Raw genomic sequence first — 14,867 nt, 5'->3', positions numbered from 1 at the left:
GGGACAAAATCCTCTTCGCACAGGATGACGCGGGCACCAGCGCGGCCGGCTGCCAATGCCGCGGCCAGACCGGCCGGACCTGAACCGGCGATCAGCACATCGCAATGCGCCCATGCCTTGTCGTAGTGATCGGGATCGGCGATGCCTGAGGCACGGCCGAGGCCGGCGGCGCGGCGGATCGCCGGCTCGTAGATCGCTTCCCAGAACTTCGCCGGCCACATGAAGGTCTTGTAGTAGAAGCCGGCGACGAAGATCGGCGCGAGCCGGCGATCAGGACATCGCAATGCGCCCATGCCTTGTCGTAATGGTCGGGATCGGCGATGCCGGCGGCACGGCCAAGCCCGGCGGCGCGGCGGATTGCCGGTTCGTAGATCGCTTCCCAGAATTTCGCCGGCCACATGAAGGTCTTGTAGTAGAAGCCGGCAACGAAGATCGGCGCGAACAGCTGGTTGACCGACATCACGTCGTGGCGCAGCGACGGCCATCGGTTCTGGCTGGCGGCCTCGAGCCCGTCATAGAGTTCGGCTGTCGTCGCCTTGGTGTTCGGCTCGCGCCGTGCGCCGGTGCGCAGCTCGACCAGCGCGTTTGGCTCTTCCGAACCGGCGGTGAGAATACCGCGCGGACGATGGTATTTGAACGAGCGGCCGACCAGCTTGACACCGTTGGCGATCAGCGCCGAGGCGAGCGTGTCGCCCTGGAAGCCGGAGAAAATCTTGCCGTCGAAACGGAAGTTCAGTGGCACCGAGCGGTCGATGAGACCGCCCGACGTGAGACGGTGAGATTGGCTGGAAGTCACGATTGCCGACCCTTCGTCGCTTCGATGTCATGCGGCAGGGTCGCGCCGCCCCTCATCGCCCTGCCGGGCACTTCTCCCCGTATAGTGACGGGGAGAAGGACGCTCTCGTCCACGATTTCGCTAATCATCAACGCTGCAGGAATAGCGGCCAGGTTGCAGCCAGCGGCCCTCTCCCAGTCTCTATACGGGGAGAGGATGCCGGCAGGCAGGTGAGGAGCGGCGCTGACTTGCACAAGAAAATTCATTTCGCGACCTGCCTCGCACCCACGCCAGCCGCCGGCTCAACGGCGGAAATCTCATGCGTCAGCGTGTTGCGTGTGACCTTCAGCCAGGCCCGGCAGCCGCCGCCATGGTACCAGTATTCGCTGGTCTCGCCGGCGACATTGTCGCGCAGATAGACATAGTCGAAGACCTCGTCTTCCGAGGCGTCGGCGACCGGCCGCACCGGCTTGGCATCGCCGAGATAGGTGAACTCGCCGAGTTCGCGTTCGCCGCAAAAGGGACAGACAATGCGCATGCTGTTCTAGACCGCCTTCAATGCAGGTTCGGTTGGGCGCCCTGGCCCTTTTCGTCGATCATCGCACCAGTCCGGAACCGGTCGAGGCGGAACCGCGCGGCTTCTTCGTGCGATTCATCGCGGGCCAGAAGATGGGCAAAGACAAAGCCGGAGCCTGGAGTCGCCTTGAAACCGCCATAGCACCAGCCGGCGTTGAGATAGAGCCCGTCGACTGGCGTCTTGTCTATGATCGGCGAACCGTCCATCGACATGTCCATGATGCCGCCCCACTGGCGCAGCAGGCGCACGCGGCCGATCATCGGCATCAGCGCCATGCCGCCCTCGCAGACGTCCTCCATGACAGGCATGTTGCCGCGTTGGGCGTAGGAATTGTAGCCGTCTATGTCGCCGCCGAAGACGAGGCCGCCTTTGTCGGACTGGCTGACGTAGAAATGGCCGGCGCCGAAGGTCATGACACCAGGGATGAGCGGCTTGATCGCCTCGGAGACAAAGGCCTGCAGCACATGGCTTTCGATCGGCAGGCGCAGGCCGGCCATTGCCGCGACGCGCGACGAGGAACCCGCAACCGCCATGCCGACCTTGCCGGCGCCGATCTTGCCGCGCGATGTCTCGACGCCGGTCACCTTGCCATTGGCGTCCCTGACGAAGCCGGTGACTTCGCAATTCTGGATGATGTCGACGCCGAGTTCGCTCGCCGCATGCGCATAGCCCCAGACAACAGCATCGTGCCGCGCCGTGCCGCCGCGTCGCTGCAACAGCCCGCCTTGTACCGGAAAGCGCGCATTGTCGAAGTTCAGGAACGGTATCATCTTCTTGACGGCGGCGAGGTCGAGCAGTTCGGCGTCGATGCCGTTGATGCGCATGGTGTTGCCGCGCCGCGCATAAGCGTCGCGCTGTGCGTCGGAGTGGTAGAGGTTGATGACGCCGCGCTGGCTGACCATCGCATTGTAGTTGAGGTCCTGCTCCATCCGCTCCCACAGCTTCATCGACAATTCGTAGAAGCCGGTGTTGCCGGGCAGGCCGTAATTGGAGCGGATGATGGTGGTGTTGCGGCCGGCATTGCCGGAGCCGATCCAGCCTTTTTCGAGTACGGCGACATTCTTGATGCCGTACTCGCTGGCGAGAAACCAGGCGGTGGCCAGCCCGTGGCCGCCGCCGCCGATGATCACCACGTCGTAGCGATCCTTCGGCGTGGCGTCGCGCCAGGTGCGTTGCCAGTTCTTGTGGCCGGACAGGGCGGCGCGGGCGAGCGAAAAGATCGAATATTTCATCAGTTCATTCCGAGGTCGCTCGCGTCACGCTGGTGGTCAGATATCCAGCGTGTGGTCGCGCTCCCATTGCGTGAAGTGCGAAGCATAGGAATTCCATTCCTGGTGCTTCAGCTTTAGGTAGGCCGACGAGAATTCCTCACCCAGCGCCGCCTTGAGCGATTTGTCCTTGTCGAACTCGCGCAACGCGTCGAGCAGGTTGAGCGGCAGTTTTGGCGCGCCCTTCACCGTGTGCCCATGCTGGTACATGTCGATGTCGTAGCGCTTGCCGGGATCTGCCTTGGAACGGATGCCGTCGAGGCCGGCAGCGATGATAACCGCCTGCAGCAGATAGGGGTTTGCCGCCCCATCCGGCAGCCGCAGTTCGAAGCGGCCGGGGCCGGGCACGCGCACCATGTGGGTGCGGTTGTTGCCGGTCCAGGTCACTGTATTCGGCGCCCAGGTCGCGCCCGAGATGGTGCGCGGCGCGTTGATGCGCTTGTAGGAATTGACCGTCGGGTTGGTGATGGCGGCCAGCGCGGAGGCGTGCTTCATGATGCCGCCGAGGAAATTCCTGCCCTTGGCCGACAGGCCAAGCTCCATCGAATTGTCGGCGAAGACGTTGGTCTTGCCGGCCTTATCCCAGACCGAGATATGGGCATGGCAGCCATTGCCGGTCAGCCCCTGGAAGGGTTTGGGCATGAAAGTCGCGCGCAGGCCATGCTTCTCGGCGATCGACTTGACCATGAACTTGAAGAACGAGTGCTTGTCCGCGGTCGCCAGCGCGTCGTCGAAGGCCCAGTTCATCTCGAACTGGCCGTTGGCATCCTCGTGGTCGTTCTGGTAGGCGCCCCAGCCGAGCGCCAGCATGTGGTCGCAGATCTCGGCGATGACGTCATAGCGGCGCATCACCGCTTGCTGGTCGTAGCAGGGCTTTGAGGCCGTGTCGTATTCGTCGGAAATCGTCTTGCCGTCCGGCGAGATCAGGAAGAACTCGGCCTCGACGCCGGTCTTGACGTGCATGCCGTCGCTGGCGGCTTCGGCGATCAGCCGCTTCAGCGTGTTGCGCGGCGCCTGGTCGACCTCCTTTTCGTCCATGATACAGTTGGCCGCCACCCAGGCGACCTCCGGCTTCCACGGCAGCTGGATCACCGAATCCGGATCCGGAACCGCCAGCATGTCGGGATGCGCCGGCGTCAGGTCCAGCCAGGTGGCGAACCCGGCAAAGCCGGCGCCGTCCTTCTGCATGTCGGCGATAGCCTGTGCCGGCACCAGCTTGGCACGCTGGCCACTGAACAGGTCAGTGTAGGAAATCATGAAATATTTGACGTTTTTCGCCCTTGCGAATTCTGCAAGATCAGTTGCCACGCTAGTTCCCCATTTTTATCGATTGTTGTTCCCGAGTATGCGGGAATCGGCCTTTCATTGATTAGAAGCCGTTCTTCCCCGGTATCCAGTTGGTGCCGGCCAGCGGTACGCCGGCCATGGCGGCTGCCTCGATCGTCAGGGCGACGAGGTCCTCGGGTTCCAGATTGTGCAGGCTGTTCTTGCCGCACGCGCGGGCGATGGTCTGCGCTTCCAGCGTCATCACCTTGAGGTAGTTCGCCAGCCGGCGTCCCGCGGCGATCGGGTCGACCCGCTTCATCAATTCGGGATCCTGCGTGGTGATGCCGGCGGGGGCGCGCCCCTCGTGCCAGTCGTCATAGGCGCCGGCCGTGGTGCCGAGCTCGTTATACTCCGCCTCCCAGCGGGGATCGTTGTCGCCGAGCGCGACAAGGGCAGCCGTGCCGATCGAGACCGCGTCGACGCCGAGCGCCAGCGCCTTGGCGACATCGGCGCCGTTGCGGATACCACCGGAGACGATCAGCTGCACTTTGCGGTGCATGCCCAGATCCTGCAGCGCCTGCACCGCCGGCCTGATGCAGGCAAGCGTCGGCATACCGACATTTTCGATGAACACTTCCTGGGTGGCGGCGGTGCCGCCCTGCATGCCGTCGACCACGACGACATCGGCGCCGGCCTTCACGGCAAGCGCGGTGTCGTAGTAGGGCCGGGCGCCGCCGACCTTGACGTAGATCGGCTTTTCCCAGTCGGTGATTTCGCGCAGTTCGAGGATCTTGATCTCGAGATCGTCGGGTCCGGTCCAGTCGGGATGGCGCGAGGCCGAGCGCTGGTCGATGCCCTTGGGCAGCGTGCGCATTTCGGCGACGCGATCCGAAATCTTCTGGCCAAGCAGCATGCCGCCACCACCCGGTTTGGCACCCTGGCCGACGACGACTTCGATCGCATCGGCGCGGCGCAAATCGCGCGGGTTCATGCCGTAGCGCGACGGCAGATATTGATAGACCAGCTGCTTTGAATGGCCGCGCTCTTCCTCGGTCATGCCGCCGTCGCCGGTGGTGGTCGAGGTGCCCGACAGGGTCGCGCCGCGCCCGAGTGCCTCCTTGGCGGGGCCTGACAGTGAGCCGAAGCTCATGCCGGCGATGGTGATCGGGATCTTTAGCTCGATCGGCTTCTTGGCATGGCGAGAGCCGAGCACGACTGATGTGTCGCAGCGCTCGCGATAGCCTTCGAGCGGGTAGCGCGAGATCGAGGCGCCGAGGAACAAGAGGTCGTCGAAATGCGGCAGCTTGCGCTTGGCGCCGGCGCCGCGGATGTCATAGATGCCGGTCGCCGCGGCGCGGCGGATTTCGGAAAGCGTATAGTCGTCGAAGGTCGCGGATTTGCGCGGCGTCGTCGGCGGGTTCCTGTAGGTCATGCTGCCTCAATACGCGTCGGCGTTGTCGATATTGAAATTGTAGAGGGTGCGCGCCGAGCCGTAGCGCTTGAACTCCGACGGCTTGACGCCGGTGACGCCGGCGCGGTCGAGCAGGCCTTGCAGCAATTTCAGATGCTCAGCCCGCATCTCCTTGGCGATGCAGTCGGCACCCAGGCTGTCGACCTTGCCGCGCACGAAGAGCCGCGCCTCGTAGATGGAGTCGCCCAGCGCGTCGCCGGCATCGCCCAGCACCACCAGATTGCCCGACTGCGCCATGAAGGCCGACATGTGGCCGATATTGCCGTGCACGACGATGTCGATGCCCTTCATCGAGATGCCGCAGCGCGACGAGGCATTGCCTTCGATGACCAGCAGGCCGCCCTTGCCGGTGGCGCCGGCATACTGGCTGGCGTCGCCTTTGATGGTGATCGAGCCCGACATCATGTTCTCGCCGACGCCGGGACCCGCCGAGCCATGCACGGTGATGGTGCTGCCGGAATTCATGCCGCCGCAATAATAGCCGACGCTGCCACGCACATCGATGGCAACAGGCTGGTCGACGCCAACGGCGACCGAATGGCTGCCTTTCGGGTTCAGCACTTCCCAGGCCGTTTCATTCGAGCCGGGCGACAGATTGTGCAGCGCCTGGTTGAGTTCGCGCAGCGACGATTGGTCAAGATCGAAGACCCGAGGGTCATGTGCTGCGGTCTTTGAAAGCGTGGTTGCCGGCATGAATTCAATGCTCCCAGAAATAGACGGTTGCGGGCTCGGGTTCCCAGACCCTCGCATTGTCTATGCCGGGTAGTTTGGTCAGCGCGCGATATTCCGAGCCGAAGGCGACATACTGGTCGGTTTCGGCCATCACGGCAGGCTTGCAGGCGATCGGATCGCGCACCACGCCAAAACCGTTCTTGGTGCCGACGACGAAGGTGAAGAAGCCGTCGAGGTCGGAGAGCGTGCCTTCCAGCGCCTCGCCGAGATTCTTGCCATGCGCCATCTGCGACGAAAGATAGGCGGCGGCCACTTCAGTGTCGTTCTCGGTCTCGAAGGTCATGCCTTCACGGATCAACTCGCGGCGGACGTTGTTGTGGTTCGACAGCGAGCCATTGTGCACCAGGCACTGGTCGGCGCCGGTCGAGAACGGGTGCGCGCCCATTGTCGTCACCGCCGATTCCGTTGCCATGCGGGTATGGCCGATGCCATGCGTTCCGGTCATCTTGCGGACATCGAAGCGATCGACCACGGCCTCGGGCAGGCCGACCTCCTTGTAGATCTCGACAACGTCGCCGGCACCCATGATGCGGATGTCGGGGCGCAGCGCCTGGATGGTTTCGCGCGCTTCATCGATCTTGGCCGGCGTGGTCCTGACGACGGCATGGGTGGATTTCACCGCGATCGTCACCGGCGTGCCGATGGCCTTGGCGAGCTCCGCCTCGAGGCCGCGGAAATCGCGGTCGGGCTTGGCGGACTGGATGGTGATCTTGGCCTCATTCTTGGAAGGCGCGCCATAGATGGCGATGCCGGCGCTGTCGGGACCGCGATCGCTGAGGGAGATCAGCATCTGCGACAGCATCGCACCAAGCTGGGGTTCCAGCGACTTGTCCTTCAAAAACAGTCCGACAATTCCACACATGTCAGCCTCCCGATGTTTGTAGCTAAGAGATCGTTTGTAGCTAAGAGACGATGTATCGAATGAGCCGCACAAATTCAATCGTATGAAAAAAATATTCCTCTAGTTACCTATGCGGCTCAATGCCGCTCTGTGCACTGTCGCCGTCTCGCCGGGCAGTGTGAACCCATTTGGCGGTGCGGATGCGGGCGATCTTGTAGGCGTCCAGGATCGACAAGGCATAGATCAGGAAGCCGCCGGCGTGACGGCCGACAAAGCTGGCATCGGGCGGCGCGATCTTGGCCGTCACCCATGCCAGGATCACCATGAAGAAAAGGAACTGAAGGCCGCGCACCGGCACGCCGAGAATGACGTGCCCGCTTCCCGGCAGCACGATTGCGGCGCCGAGAACCAGATAGGGGTTGGTGGGTGCCGTGGTGGGAATGGTCATGCGGCTTGCCGTTCGCTTTTGTTGATGGCGTCGCGAAGCGCCGACACCGACACCAGCAGTTTTTCGATCAGCGCGGGATCGAGTGTGGCGTCGCCAAATTCGGCCTGCCGGAACACACCGTAGCGCGCCCGTTCGGCTTCGGCCAGCAGCCAGACGATGCGTACCCCTTTCGGGGTGATCAGCAGTTCCTTGGCGCGCCCTTCGGAAAAAATCCCGAGGTGGCCGGCGATGGTCTCCAGTGGGAAGTGGACGCCCCTGCGATCCGTCCGCAACACGGCCTCGGCCGGAAATGCCGAACTCTTCGGCAGCGTGTGGTCGAGATGATCGAAATTGGAGAAGGTCGTCGGCGACCCCGGCCGCATCATCATGTCGAAGGTGCCGGGCACGGCCACCGGCTCGGTGACCGAGATGCTGAGCCAGCGCGCCGGCAGTTTCCGCGTCGCCAGTGTGTCGACGATGGTGCGCACCTGGACGCGTTGGCTGTTCCAGGATCCTTCCCAGGTGATGACGCCGGCGGTGCCGTCCGAGACATTGGCTGCGTCGGCGATGGCTGTGCGGATGCGGTCCTGCTCGACGGCAAGCGCCATCGATGCCCTGTTGCGGCTGGCACGCGCCTGCCAGGCAAGGTGGAGAACGATAGCCAGGACAATGGCTCCGGCCAGCAGTGCTGATGTCAGCTCGGACATTTTCTCATGCCACGCCCATCCAGGATACGGACCGGCCTACTCCCATCAATAACCCTGCGGCTTCGGCCACGGCATGGTGAACTGATCGCCGCGCCGCACGAATTTGTAGCGATAGAAATGGAACCACAGTGAGATCAGGAAATAGAAGGCGACCATGGCGATCAGTTGCGAGCCGAAGCCGAGGAAGATGGCGAAGAAGGTCACCACGCACAGGCAAAACAGCACGATGGCCGGGATCGGGTGGAAGGGGTGCGTGTAGCCGCGGCGGATCGAGCCGAGCGGCCACTTCTTGCGGAACATGATGATGTTGATGCTCATGAACGTGTATTGCAGCACGCCCGACAGGATCGAGAAGGTGATCGCCTGGTTGAGGTCGGCGATGAAGGCGAAGGCCAGCGCGATCGGCAGCAGGAACAGGATCGAACGATAGGGCGTGCGATATCTCGGATGCACGGCCGAGAACCATGTCGGCAGATAGCGGTCGCGGCCGAGCGAGAACCAGGCGCGCGCCGCATCGTTGATGCAGCCATTGGCGGAGGCCATTGCAGCAAGCAGCGTGGCGACGAACAACAGGTTCTCGAGCAGCGGGCTGCCAGTCAGCTTGCCGGCGTCCCACAGCGGATAATAGGTGATGCCGAGATATTCCCATGGCATCATCGAGGCGCAGACATACCAGGTCATGGCGGCTGCGATCAAAAGCGTGATCATGCCGGCCATGGTCCCGTAAGGCAGCGAGCGGGCCGGCGAGCGCACTTCCTCGGCGGCCTGTGTGGTGCCCTCGATCCCGAGATAGTACCAGATGCCGAACTGGAAGGCGGCGATGACGCCGATCCAGCCATAGGGAAGCGCATTGCCAGGCGTGACCAACTCGTTCAGCTTCAGCACGGCGCCTTGCGTCCACGGGCTGACCGAAAAGAACAGGATGACGATCGAGATATAGGCGACCGCTGTGATGACGAAGTTGACATTGAGCGTCATCAGCACGCCGCGATAGTTCAGCCACGCCAGCACGACGATGGTCGCGGCGATGAAGGAATTGTGGGTGAGCCCTTCGACGCCGGCCTTGGCGACGATGGTGTCGCCGAGCAGGATGGCGTCGGACACTTCGAGCATGGTGTAGGCAAAGACCAGGAACAGCGCGACGTTGAACGCCATCAGCGGTCCGACGATGTGCTTTGCCTGCGCATACTGGCCGCCGGCGGCCGCCACGGTCGATGTCACCTCGGAATCGATCATGGCGACCGAGGTGTAGAGCAATCCCACGACCCAGCAGACGATCAGCGCGGCCAGTGCGCCACCCTTGTCCGCCGAGAAATTCCAGCCGGTGAATTCGCCGACCAGGACGATGCCGACGCCGAGCGCCCAGACATGGGCCGGTCCGAGCACGCGCAGGAGTGAAACTCTGTCCCCTTGGGCAGCCGGGGCAGCCGGTTCAAGTGCGATCGTCATTGTTCAATCCTCACTCAGATCCGGTGTTTTTCGGAAGTGGCTTCCAGTTCGCCCTCGCGCGAGGAGGTCAGCACCTCTTCGGAGAAGGTTGTGTCAACCTTGAACCAGTCGTAGAGCATCCACAAAGCGAGCACGATCGAGATGCCCCAGCATGCGTAAGAGAGTGCCACCCACATGATCGTGTCCCCCGAATTAAATCGTCCTCAGAACTCTTACTTGTCGTCGAATTTTTCGTTGATGACGTCGCGATATTCGCGGTCTGATGCACGAAACAGGAAAACGAAATAACCGATCAGCACCGCCGCCATGATGATCAGCGTCGGCCAGTCGATGACATAGTGGAAGCGGTTCTGGATGATGTCGTGCGCGGTCTCGGGCGTATAGCCGAGTTTTTCCCAGATAGACGCCATGGTCGGGTTCTGGCCTAGCGCTTCCCAGGTCTTGGCGTCGAGCGCGTCGATGGATTTCGCCGCGCCGGCGAGGCCCAGCTTGAGCGGTAGCCACAGTGCCACAAAAATGGCGACCACGACGACGGCAATGTCGAAAACCTGCCCGGCCTTGCTTTGCTCCGGCGGCGTGTAGCGGGACATCTCTTCTACCCCTCAGGACTTGCGGTTGCGGAACGCGTCGGCGTTCTTGATATCGAGCCCGTAAATGAATTCCTTGTCTTCCTTGTAGTGCTTGACCATCGCCAGGATGGCGGCCGTGTTGAAGATCAGCACGGCGGCGGCGGCGATCGCGACTACGGCCTTGATGCCGCTGTGCGGGATGTAGGGCCATGTCATGAGGAGGACGAAGAGGATCGTCGCCCACAGGCAGACGATCAGGAGCGCGGCTCCGCGCACGTCGGAACGGTACAGCGCTTCGATGCGCTGCTGCATGTCTGACATCGGTTTCTCCCCTTTTCCGCCGTCCGGTTCCGAATCCCCCGTCCGCCGTCCTCTTTCAACAGAGTGAAATTTTTTTCATAAATTCTGTCTGAATCCCGCAATTGTCAAGCGCGATTTACGTGGGGTTAACCGTTTGGTTTGCGTGGCGGATTTTGCCTGACAATGAAATTAATTGCTTATGGGTATTGCGGCGCCCGGAGGTTTGCGATCAATATTCGGCCAAAGCTCCCGCCGCTGCGCAGGGGGCAGGGAACAGCAGAGCATTATCGAAACGGAGGACGAGCGGATGACGGCATCCTGGAGATTTTCGACCCTGGCGGATCGGCACCGAGCGCTCGGTTCGAAGCTCGAAGACTGGAGCGGCATGGGAACCGCCTGGACCTACGACAAGGATGCCGACGAGGAGTACATCGCCATCCGCACCAAGGCTGGTCTGATGGATGTCTCCGGCCTCAAGAAGGTCCACATATCAGGGCCGCACGCCTCGCATCTCATCGACCTCGCCACCACACGCGATGTCGAAAAGATCTATCCCGGCAAGTCGGCCTATGCCTGCATGCTGAACGAGGCGGGAAAATTCACCGACGATTGCATCCTCTACCGCACCGGCCCCAATGCATGGATGGTCGTGCATGGTTCGGGCACCGGCCATGAGGAGTTGCAGCGTGCTTCGGTAGGGCGCGACGTGTCGCTGCGCTTCGACGATAATCTGCACGATCTGTCGCTGCAGGGTCCGACAGCAGTCGACTATCTGGCCAAGCACGTGCCGGGTATTCGCGACCTCAACTATTTCCATCACATGCAGACGCAACTGTTCGGCTTGCCCGTCATGATTTCGCGCACCGGCTATACCGGCGAGCGCGGCTACGAGATCTTCTGCCGCGGCCAGGATGCCGGCACGATCTGGGACAGGATCCTCGACGAGGGCAAGAGCGCCGGCATCATTCCGTGCCGCTTCACCACGCTCGACATGCTGCGCGTCGAAAGTTATCTGCTCTTCTACCCCTACGACAATTCGCAGAAATATCCGTTTGAAAACGAAGGCCCCGGCGACACGCTGTGGGAACTCGGCCTCGACTTCACCGTCAGCCCCGGCAAGACCGGCTTTCGCGGCGCCGAGGAGCACTATCGCCTGAAGGGCAAGGAGCGCTTCAAGATCTATGGCGTGCTGCTCGACGGCAAGGAGCCGGCTGACGAAGGTGCGCCGGTCTATCGCGACGGCAAAAAGGTCGGCGTGGTAACCTGTGCCATGTATTCGCCGCTGGTCGAGAAATCGATGGGCATCGCCCGGCTCGACGTGGACTGCGCGGTCAAGGACACCAAGCTCGAAATCCGCAACAAGAGCGGTGCCATCAAGGCGACGGCGCAGCCGCTTCCCTTCGATGATCCAAAGAAGGCCAAGCGCACGGCGAAAGGTTGAGGCATAGTCAACACCGAGGGGTTCGAGCAATTCCAGGAAAAGTGTGAAACGGTTTTCCGTCCGGAATTGCGTCAAAGCAAAGAGATAGAGCGGTCCGCCGTTTCTATGAAACGGTGAAGCGCTCGAAGGCACGAAGACATAAATGGCAGCCAAAAGTATCATCAGCCGGCCCGTTTACGGAACCTTGTCACCGCAACCCGGCAAGCATCATCTTTTCATCGCGGATGCAGAAGGGGCGCTGGCGATAGCGGAGATGGCCGGGAGGGCGCCGCCCAGGTTTTTCGGCGACGCCGAAATCGTCTTCATTCCCGGGCTTGACGGGAAACATGCCGTCGCGCTCGAAGCGTTGAAGCCGGCACAGTTCCACGAGGCGCCGTCCTTTGCCAGCCTGCTGCCACGGCTCCGGCAGACACTGGCCAACGCGCATATGGGATTGCGCCTCTATCTCGCCGGCACCGAGGGCCTGATCGGCCAGGCGATGCAGGTGGCGCTTGAAGCCGGCATCGACCACACCTCGATCCAGACCGAGCACCGCGGCTCGCTGGCGCGGCGCATGCAATGCGTCCACTGCAAGGGCATCACCGAGAATGTGACGACGCAGCCGGCGACCTGCGCGCATTGCGGCCTGCTGCTTCTGGTGCGCGACCATTATTCCAGGCGCATCGCAGCCTTCCAGGGCGTCTGCATCAATGCGGAAGATCGCTCGGAGATTCCTCCGATGGAGGAGATTTTTCGATGAGCACCGGAACAACAAAACTCGATGTCGTTGTCAGCGACGTCGTCCCGGTCAACGACCTCGTCACCCGCTTCCATTTTCGCCGGCGCGACGGGCAGCTTTTGCCGACTTTTTCCGGCGGCGCCCATGTCGTGGTCGAGATGCGCGACGGCGAACGCACCAGGCTCAATCCCTATTCGCTGATGGGCTCGCCGCTCGATACGCGCGAATACACGATCTCGGTGCGGCGCGACGATGTCGGCCGTGGCGGCTCGCTGTTCATGCACCGGAGCGTCAAGCCGGGCATGGAGATGGTGGTCAGCTACCCCGTCAACCTGTTCTCGCTCGACCTGCGCGCCAAAAAGCATCTGATGCTGGCCGGCGGCATCGGCATCACGCCGTTCATGGCACAGACCGCTCAGCTTGCGGCGGAAGGCGGCAATTTCGAACTGCACTACACCTGCCGCACCGCATCGCTCGGCACCTATGCCGATGTGCTGCGCGAGCGCTACGACCGCCGGGTCAGGCTCTATCATGACGACCTTGAGGAGCGCATCGAACTCGACCGGTTGCTGTCGACGCAGCCGCTCGGCACGCATCTCTATGTCTGCGGCCCGGCCGGGATGATCAACTGGGTGCGCGATCGCGCGGCAAGCCTTGGCTGGCCGGCGGAAACCGTGCATTTCGAGCATTTCGCGGCACCTCAACCCGGACTGCCGTTCGACGTGACGCTTGCCGTCAGCGGCAAGGCGATCCGCGTCGACGAACAGCAGAGCCTGCTCGAGGCGATCGAGGCGGCCGGCGTCGATCCGCCCTATCTCTGCCGCGGCGGCGTCTGCGGCCAGTGCGAGACCAACGTCATCTCTTGCGACGGCAGGTTCATCCACAACGACCACTGGCTGAGCGAGGAAGAGCACCGTTCGGGCAAGAAGATCATGCCGTGCGTGTCGCGCTTCGAAGGCCGGTCGCTGGTCCTGGAACGGTAGAGCATTTTGCAGCCAAGTGGATACACTTGGCGTCGCAGAAATGCGGCTAAAACAAAGAGATAGAGCGGGCAGCCCGCTCTAGGAGAAAATCATGGACATTACCTTTCGCAAGGAAACGTTCCGCGACGACTTCACCTTCAAGAACAGCCCTGAGCACATCAGGCGCTTCCCGTTCCCGTTCCACGAAGACGCCTACATGTATGCGGTCAACATCGAGCCGCATGTCGTCGGGCCCAGGGGCAGCGTGCTGGAAAACCTGATCGACGTCGATGAGCACTATGTCGCCGAGATGCAGGACCGCGCACTGGTCCTGGCCGAGGATCCGCTGCGCTGCCAGTCGCTGCCGCACATGACGCTGGCCGGCTGGGACCTGCTCGAGCTTTTGATGGAGCAGCAGGCGCTGGGCTACCCCGAGCATTTCACACTGACCCGCGACGGCGATCGCTGGCGCTGGGTCAACCGGCCGCTTGGCATCGACGACACCTTCACTTTCGGCGACACCTCGACGCTGCCTTACGGGCCGATGGAATACATCACCCGGCAGAGCCAGGGCGATTTCTGCATCCTCGACCAGCGCGACGGCAATCTGTGGATGGATGCCGGCATGGTCACCACCCAGGCCGACTGGTCGCTCGATTTCGACATCGGCATGAACTTCTTCGAATGGCACGCTCCGGTGCCGCTGGCGCATGAGAAGGGGATTTTCGTCAGGGCGCTGAAATTCCTCACCAACATCCAGCAAGGCAAGCCGGCGCGGCGCCTGAACTGGACGATGACCATCAATCCGCGCCTCGACACCAGCCCCGAGAACTACCACAAATGGGGGCCGGATCGGGCGACGGTGACGCCGGAGAATGTCGGCGACAAGGTGCATCTTCGCGTCGAACTGCAGAGCTTCTGGCGCCTGCCGCGCTCCAACGGCATCGTCTTCCCGATCCGCTGCTATCTGATCAAGATGGATGAACTGGTGACGCAGCCAAAATGGGCACGGCGCCTGCACCGCGTCATCCGCGACCTGCCCGACGAACTCGCCAACTACAAGGGCCTGACGCGCTATCGCCCGGCGTTGGTCGAGTGGCTGTCGAAGCTGGACGATGGGAGCGCGACGAGCCCAGGGTTTGGGCCGGATTGAATAGCTGATGTTGGCGCTGCCCCCAAAGCAGCCAATCTCCCCCCAAGAGGGGGAGATGCCCGGCAGGGCAGAGGGGGGCGCCGTGGAGCGCCTGCCTTGCCCAATCTCCACCTCCGCGCTTACGACGCGTCGCCCAGCCCAGCCACAATCACGACATGCTGGCAGACATTGTCGATATCGCGAATGACATCGTCGTTCCAGAAGCGCAGGA

16 protein-coding genes and 2 pseudogenes are annotated in these 14,867 nt (G+C 62.4%); 4 read left to right on the top strand and 14 right to left on the bottom strand.

The window, feature by feature from the left end; all coding sequences use genetic code 11:
• Positions 1-259 precede the first annotated feature (259 nt).
• The 13 genes and pseudogenes from EOB49_RS29005 to EOB49_RS28940 all read right to left on the bottom strand — a co-directional run.
• Positions 260-796 (bottom strand): annotated as a pseudogene (locus EOB49_RS29005) (2Fe-2S iron-sulfur cluster-binding protein); the annotation flags it as partial.
• Between the two features lie 241 nt (positions 797-1,037).
• Positions 1,038-1,313, bottom strand: a complete 276-nt coding sequence (locus tag EOB49_RS28995) for a sarcosine oxidase subunit delta (RefSeq protein ID WP_127382988.1) — start codon at positions 1,311-1,313, stop codon at positions 1,038-1,040.
• Between the two features lie 17 nt (positions 1,314-1,330).
• Complete coding sequence (locus EOB49_RS28990) at positions 1,331-2,584, bottom strand: sarcosine oxidase subunit beta family protein (RefSeq protein WP_127270293.1); 1,254 nt, start codon at positions 2,582-2,584, stop codon at positions 1,331-1,333.
• Between the two features lie 36 nt (positions 2,585-2,620).
• A complete protein-coding gene (glnT, locus tag EOB49_RS28985) occupies positions 2,621-3,928 on the bottom strand; it encodes a type III glutamate--ammonia ligase (RefSeq protein WP_127382987.1) in 1,308 nt (435 codons plus the stop codon).
• Positions 3,929-3,989: 61 nt separating this feature from the next.
• A complete protein-coding gene (locus EOB49_RS28980; protein ID WP_127382986.1) occupies positions 3,990-5,318 on the bottom strand; it encodes an FMN-binding glutamate synthase family protein in 1,329 nt (442 codons plus the stop codon).
• A gap of 6 nt (positions 5,319-5,324) precedes the next feature.
• A complete protein-coding gene (locus EOB49_RS28975; RefSeq protein ID WP_127382985.1) occupies positions 5,325-6,050 on the bottom strand; it encodes a GXGXG domain-containing protein in 726 nt (241 codons plus the stop codon).
• A gap of 4 nt (positions 6,051-6,054) precedes the next feature.
• Positions 6,055-6,951, bottom strand: a complete 897-nt coding sequence (locus EOB49_RS28970; protein WP_063167616.1) for a glutamine amidotransferase family protein — start codon at positions 6,949-6,951, stop codon at positions 6,055-6,057.
• 103 nt (positions 6,952-7,054) lie between these two features.
• Positions 7,055-7,378 carry a hypothetical protein gene (locus EOB49_RS28965; RefSeq protein WP_127382984.1) on the bottom strand — a complete coding sequence of 108 codons (324 nt, stop codon included), beginning with the start codon at positions 7,376-7,378 and terminating at the stop codon, positions 7,055-7,057.
• Positions 7,375-8,064 (bottom strand): hypothetical protein, encoded by a 690-nt coding sequence (locus tag EOB49_RS28960; RefSeq protein WP_164781842.1) that lies wholly within the window; start codon positions 8,062-8,064, stop codon positions 7,375-7,377. Before EOB49_RS28960 ends, EOB49_RS28965 begins: the two co-directional genes overlap by 4 nt.
• A gap of 45 nt (positions 8,065-8,109) precedes the next feature.
• Entirely contained in the window at positions 8,110-9,513 is a 1,404-nt protein-coding gene (locus EOB49_RS28955) for an amino acid permease (protein WP_023808735.1), read from the bottom strand.
• A gap of 14 nt (positions 9,514-9,527) precedes the next feature.
• Entirely contained in the window at positions 9,528-9,689 is a 162-nt protein-coding gene (locus EOB49_RS28950) for a hypothetical protein (protein WP_013532900.1), read from the bottom strand.
• Positions 9,690-9,725: 36 nt separating this feature from the next.
• Positions 9,726-10,103 (bottom strand): hypothetical protein, encoded by a 378-nt coding sequence (locus EOB49_RS28945; protein WP_013532899.1) that lies wholly within the window; start codon positions 10,101-10,103, stop codon positions 9,726-9,728.
• 12 nt (positions 10,104-10,115) lie between these two features.
• Positions 10,116-10,403 carry a hypothetical protein gene (locus EOB49_RS28940; RefSeq protein WP_027036059.1) on the bottom strand — a complete coding sequence of 96 codons (288 nt, stop codon included), beginning with the start codon at positions 10,401-10,403 and terminating at the stop codon, positions 10,116-10,118.
• A 286-nt stretch (positions 10,404-10,689) separates the two neighbouring features.
• Between EOB49_RS28940 and EOB49_RS28935 the strand changes: the two genes are divergently transcribed.
• The 4 genes from EOB49_RS28935 (at position 10,690) to EOB49_RS28920 (ending at position 14,656) form a co-directional block, all read left to right on the top strand.
• Complete coding sequence (locus EOB49_RS28935; RefSeq protein WP_127382983.1) at positions 10,690-11,823, top strand: aminomethyltransferase family protein; 1,134 nt, start codon at positions 10,690-10,692, stop codon at positions 11,821-11,823.
• A gap of 142 nt (positions 11,824-11,965) precedes the next feature.
• Entirely contained in the window at positions 11,966-12,562 is a 597-nt protein-coding gene (locus EOB49_RS28930) for a dimethylamine monooxygenase subunit DmmA family protein (RefSeq protein WP_127382982.1), read from the top strand.
• Positions 12,559-13,524 carry a PDR/VanB family oxidoreductase gene (locus tag EOB49_RS28925; protein ID WP_127382981.1) on the top strand — a complete coding sequence of 322 codons (966 nt, stop codon included), beginning with the start codon at positions 12,559-12,561 and terminating at the stop codon, positions 13,522-13,524. Before EOB49_RS28930 ends, EOB49_RS28925 begins: the two co-directional genes overlap by 4 nt.
• A gap of 91 nt (positions 13,525-13,615) precedes the next feature.
• Entirely contained in the window at positions 13,616-14,656 is a 1,041-nt protein-coding gene (locus EOB49_RS28920; RefSeq protein ID WP_127382980.1) for a DUF3445 domain-containing protein, read from the top strand.
• Positions 14,657-14,775: 119 nt separating this feature from the next.
• Here EOB49_RS28920 and EOB49_RS38070 read toward each other — a convergent pair.
• Positions 14,776-14,867, bottom strand: a pseudogene (locus EOB49_RS38070) (endonuclease domain-containing protein); the annotation flags it as partial.

Origin of the sequence: Mesorhizobium sp. M7A.F.Ca.MR.148.00.0.0 (assembly GCF_003997735.1) — a bacterium.
Taxonomy (GTDB): Bacteria; Pseudomonadota; Alphaproteobacteria; order Rhizobiales; family Rhizobiaceae; genus Mesorhizobium.
The sequence above is the reverse complement of the archived record's forward strand: the minus strand, read 5'-3'. Positions and strand labels throughout refer to the sequence as shown.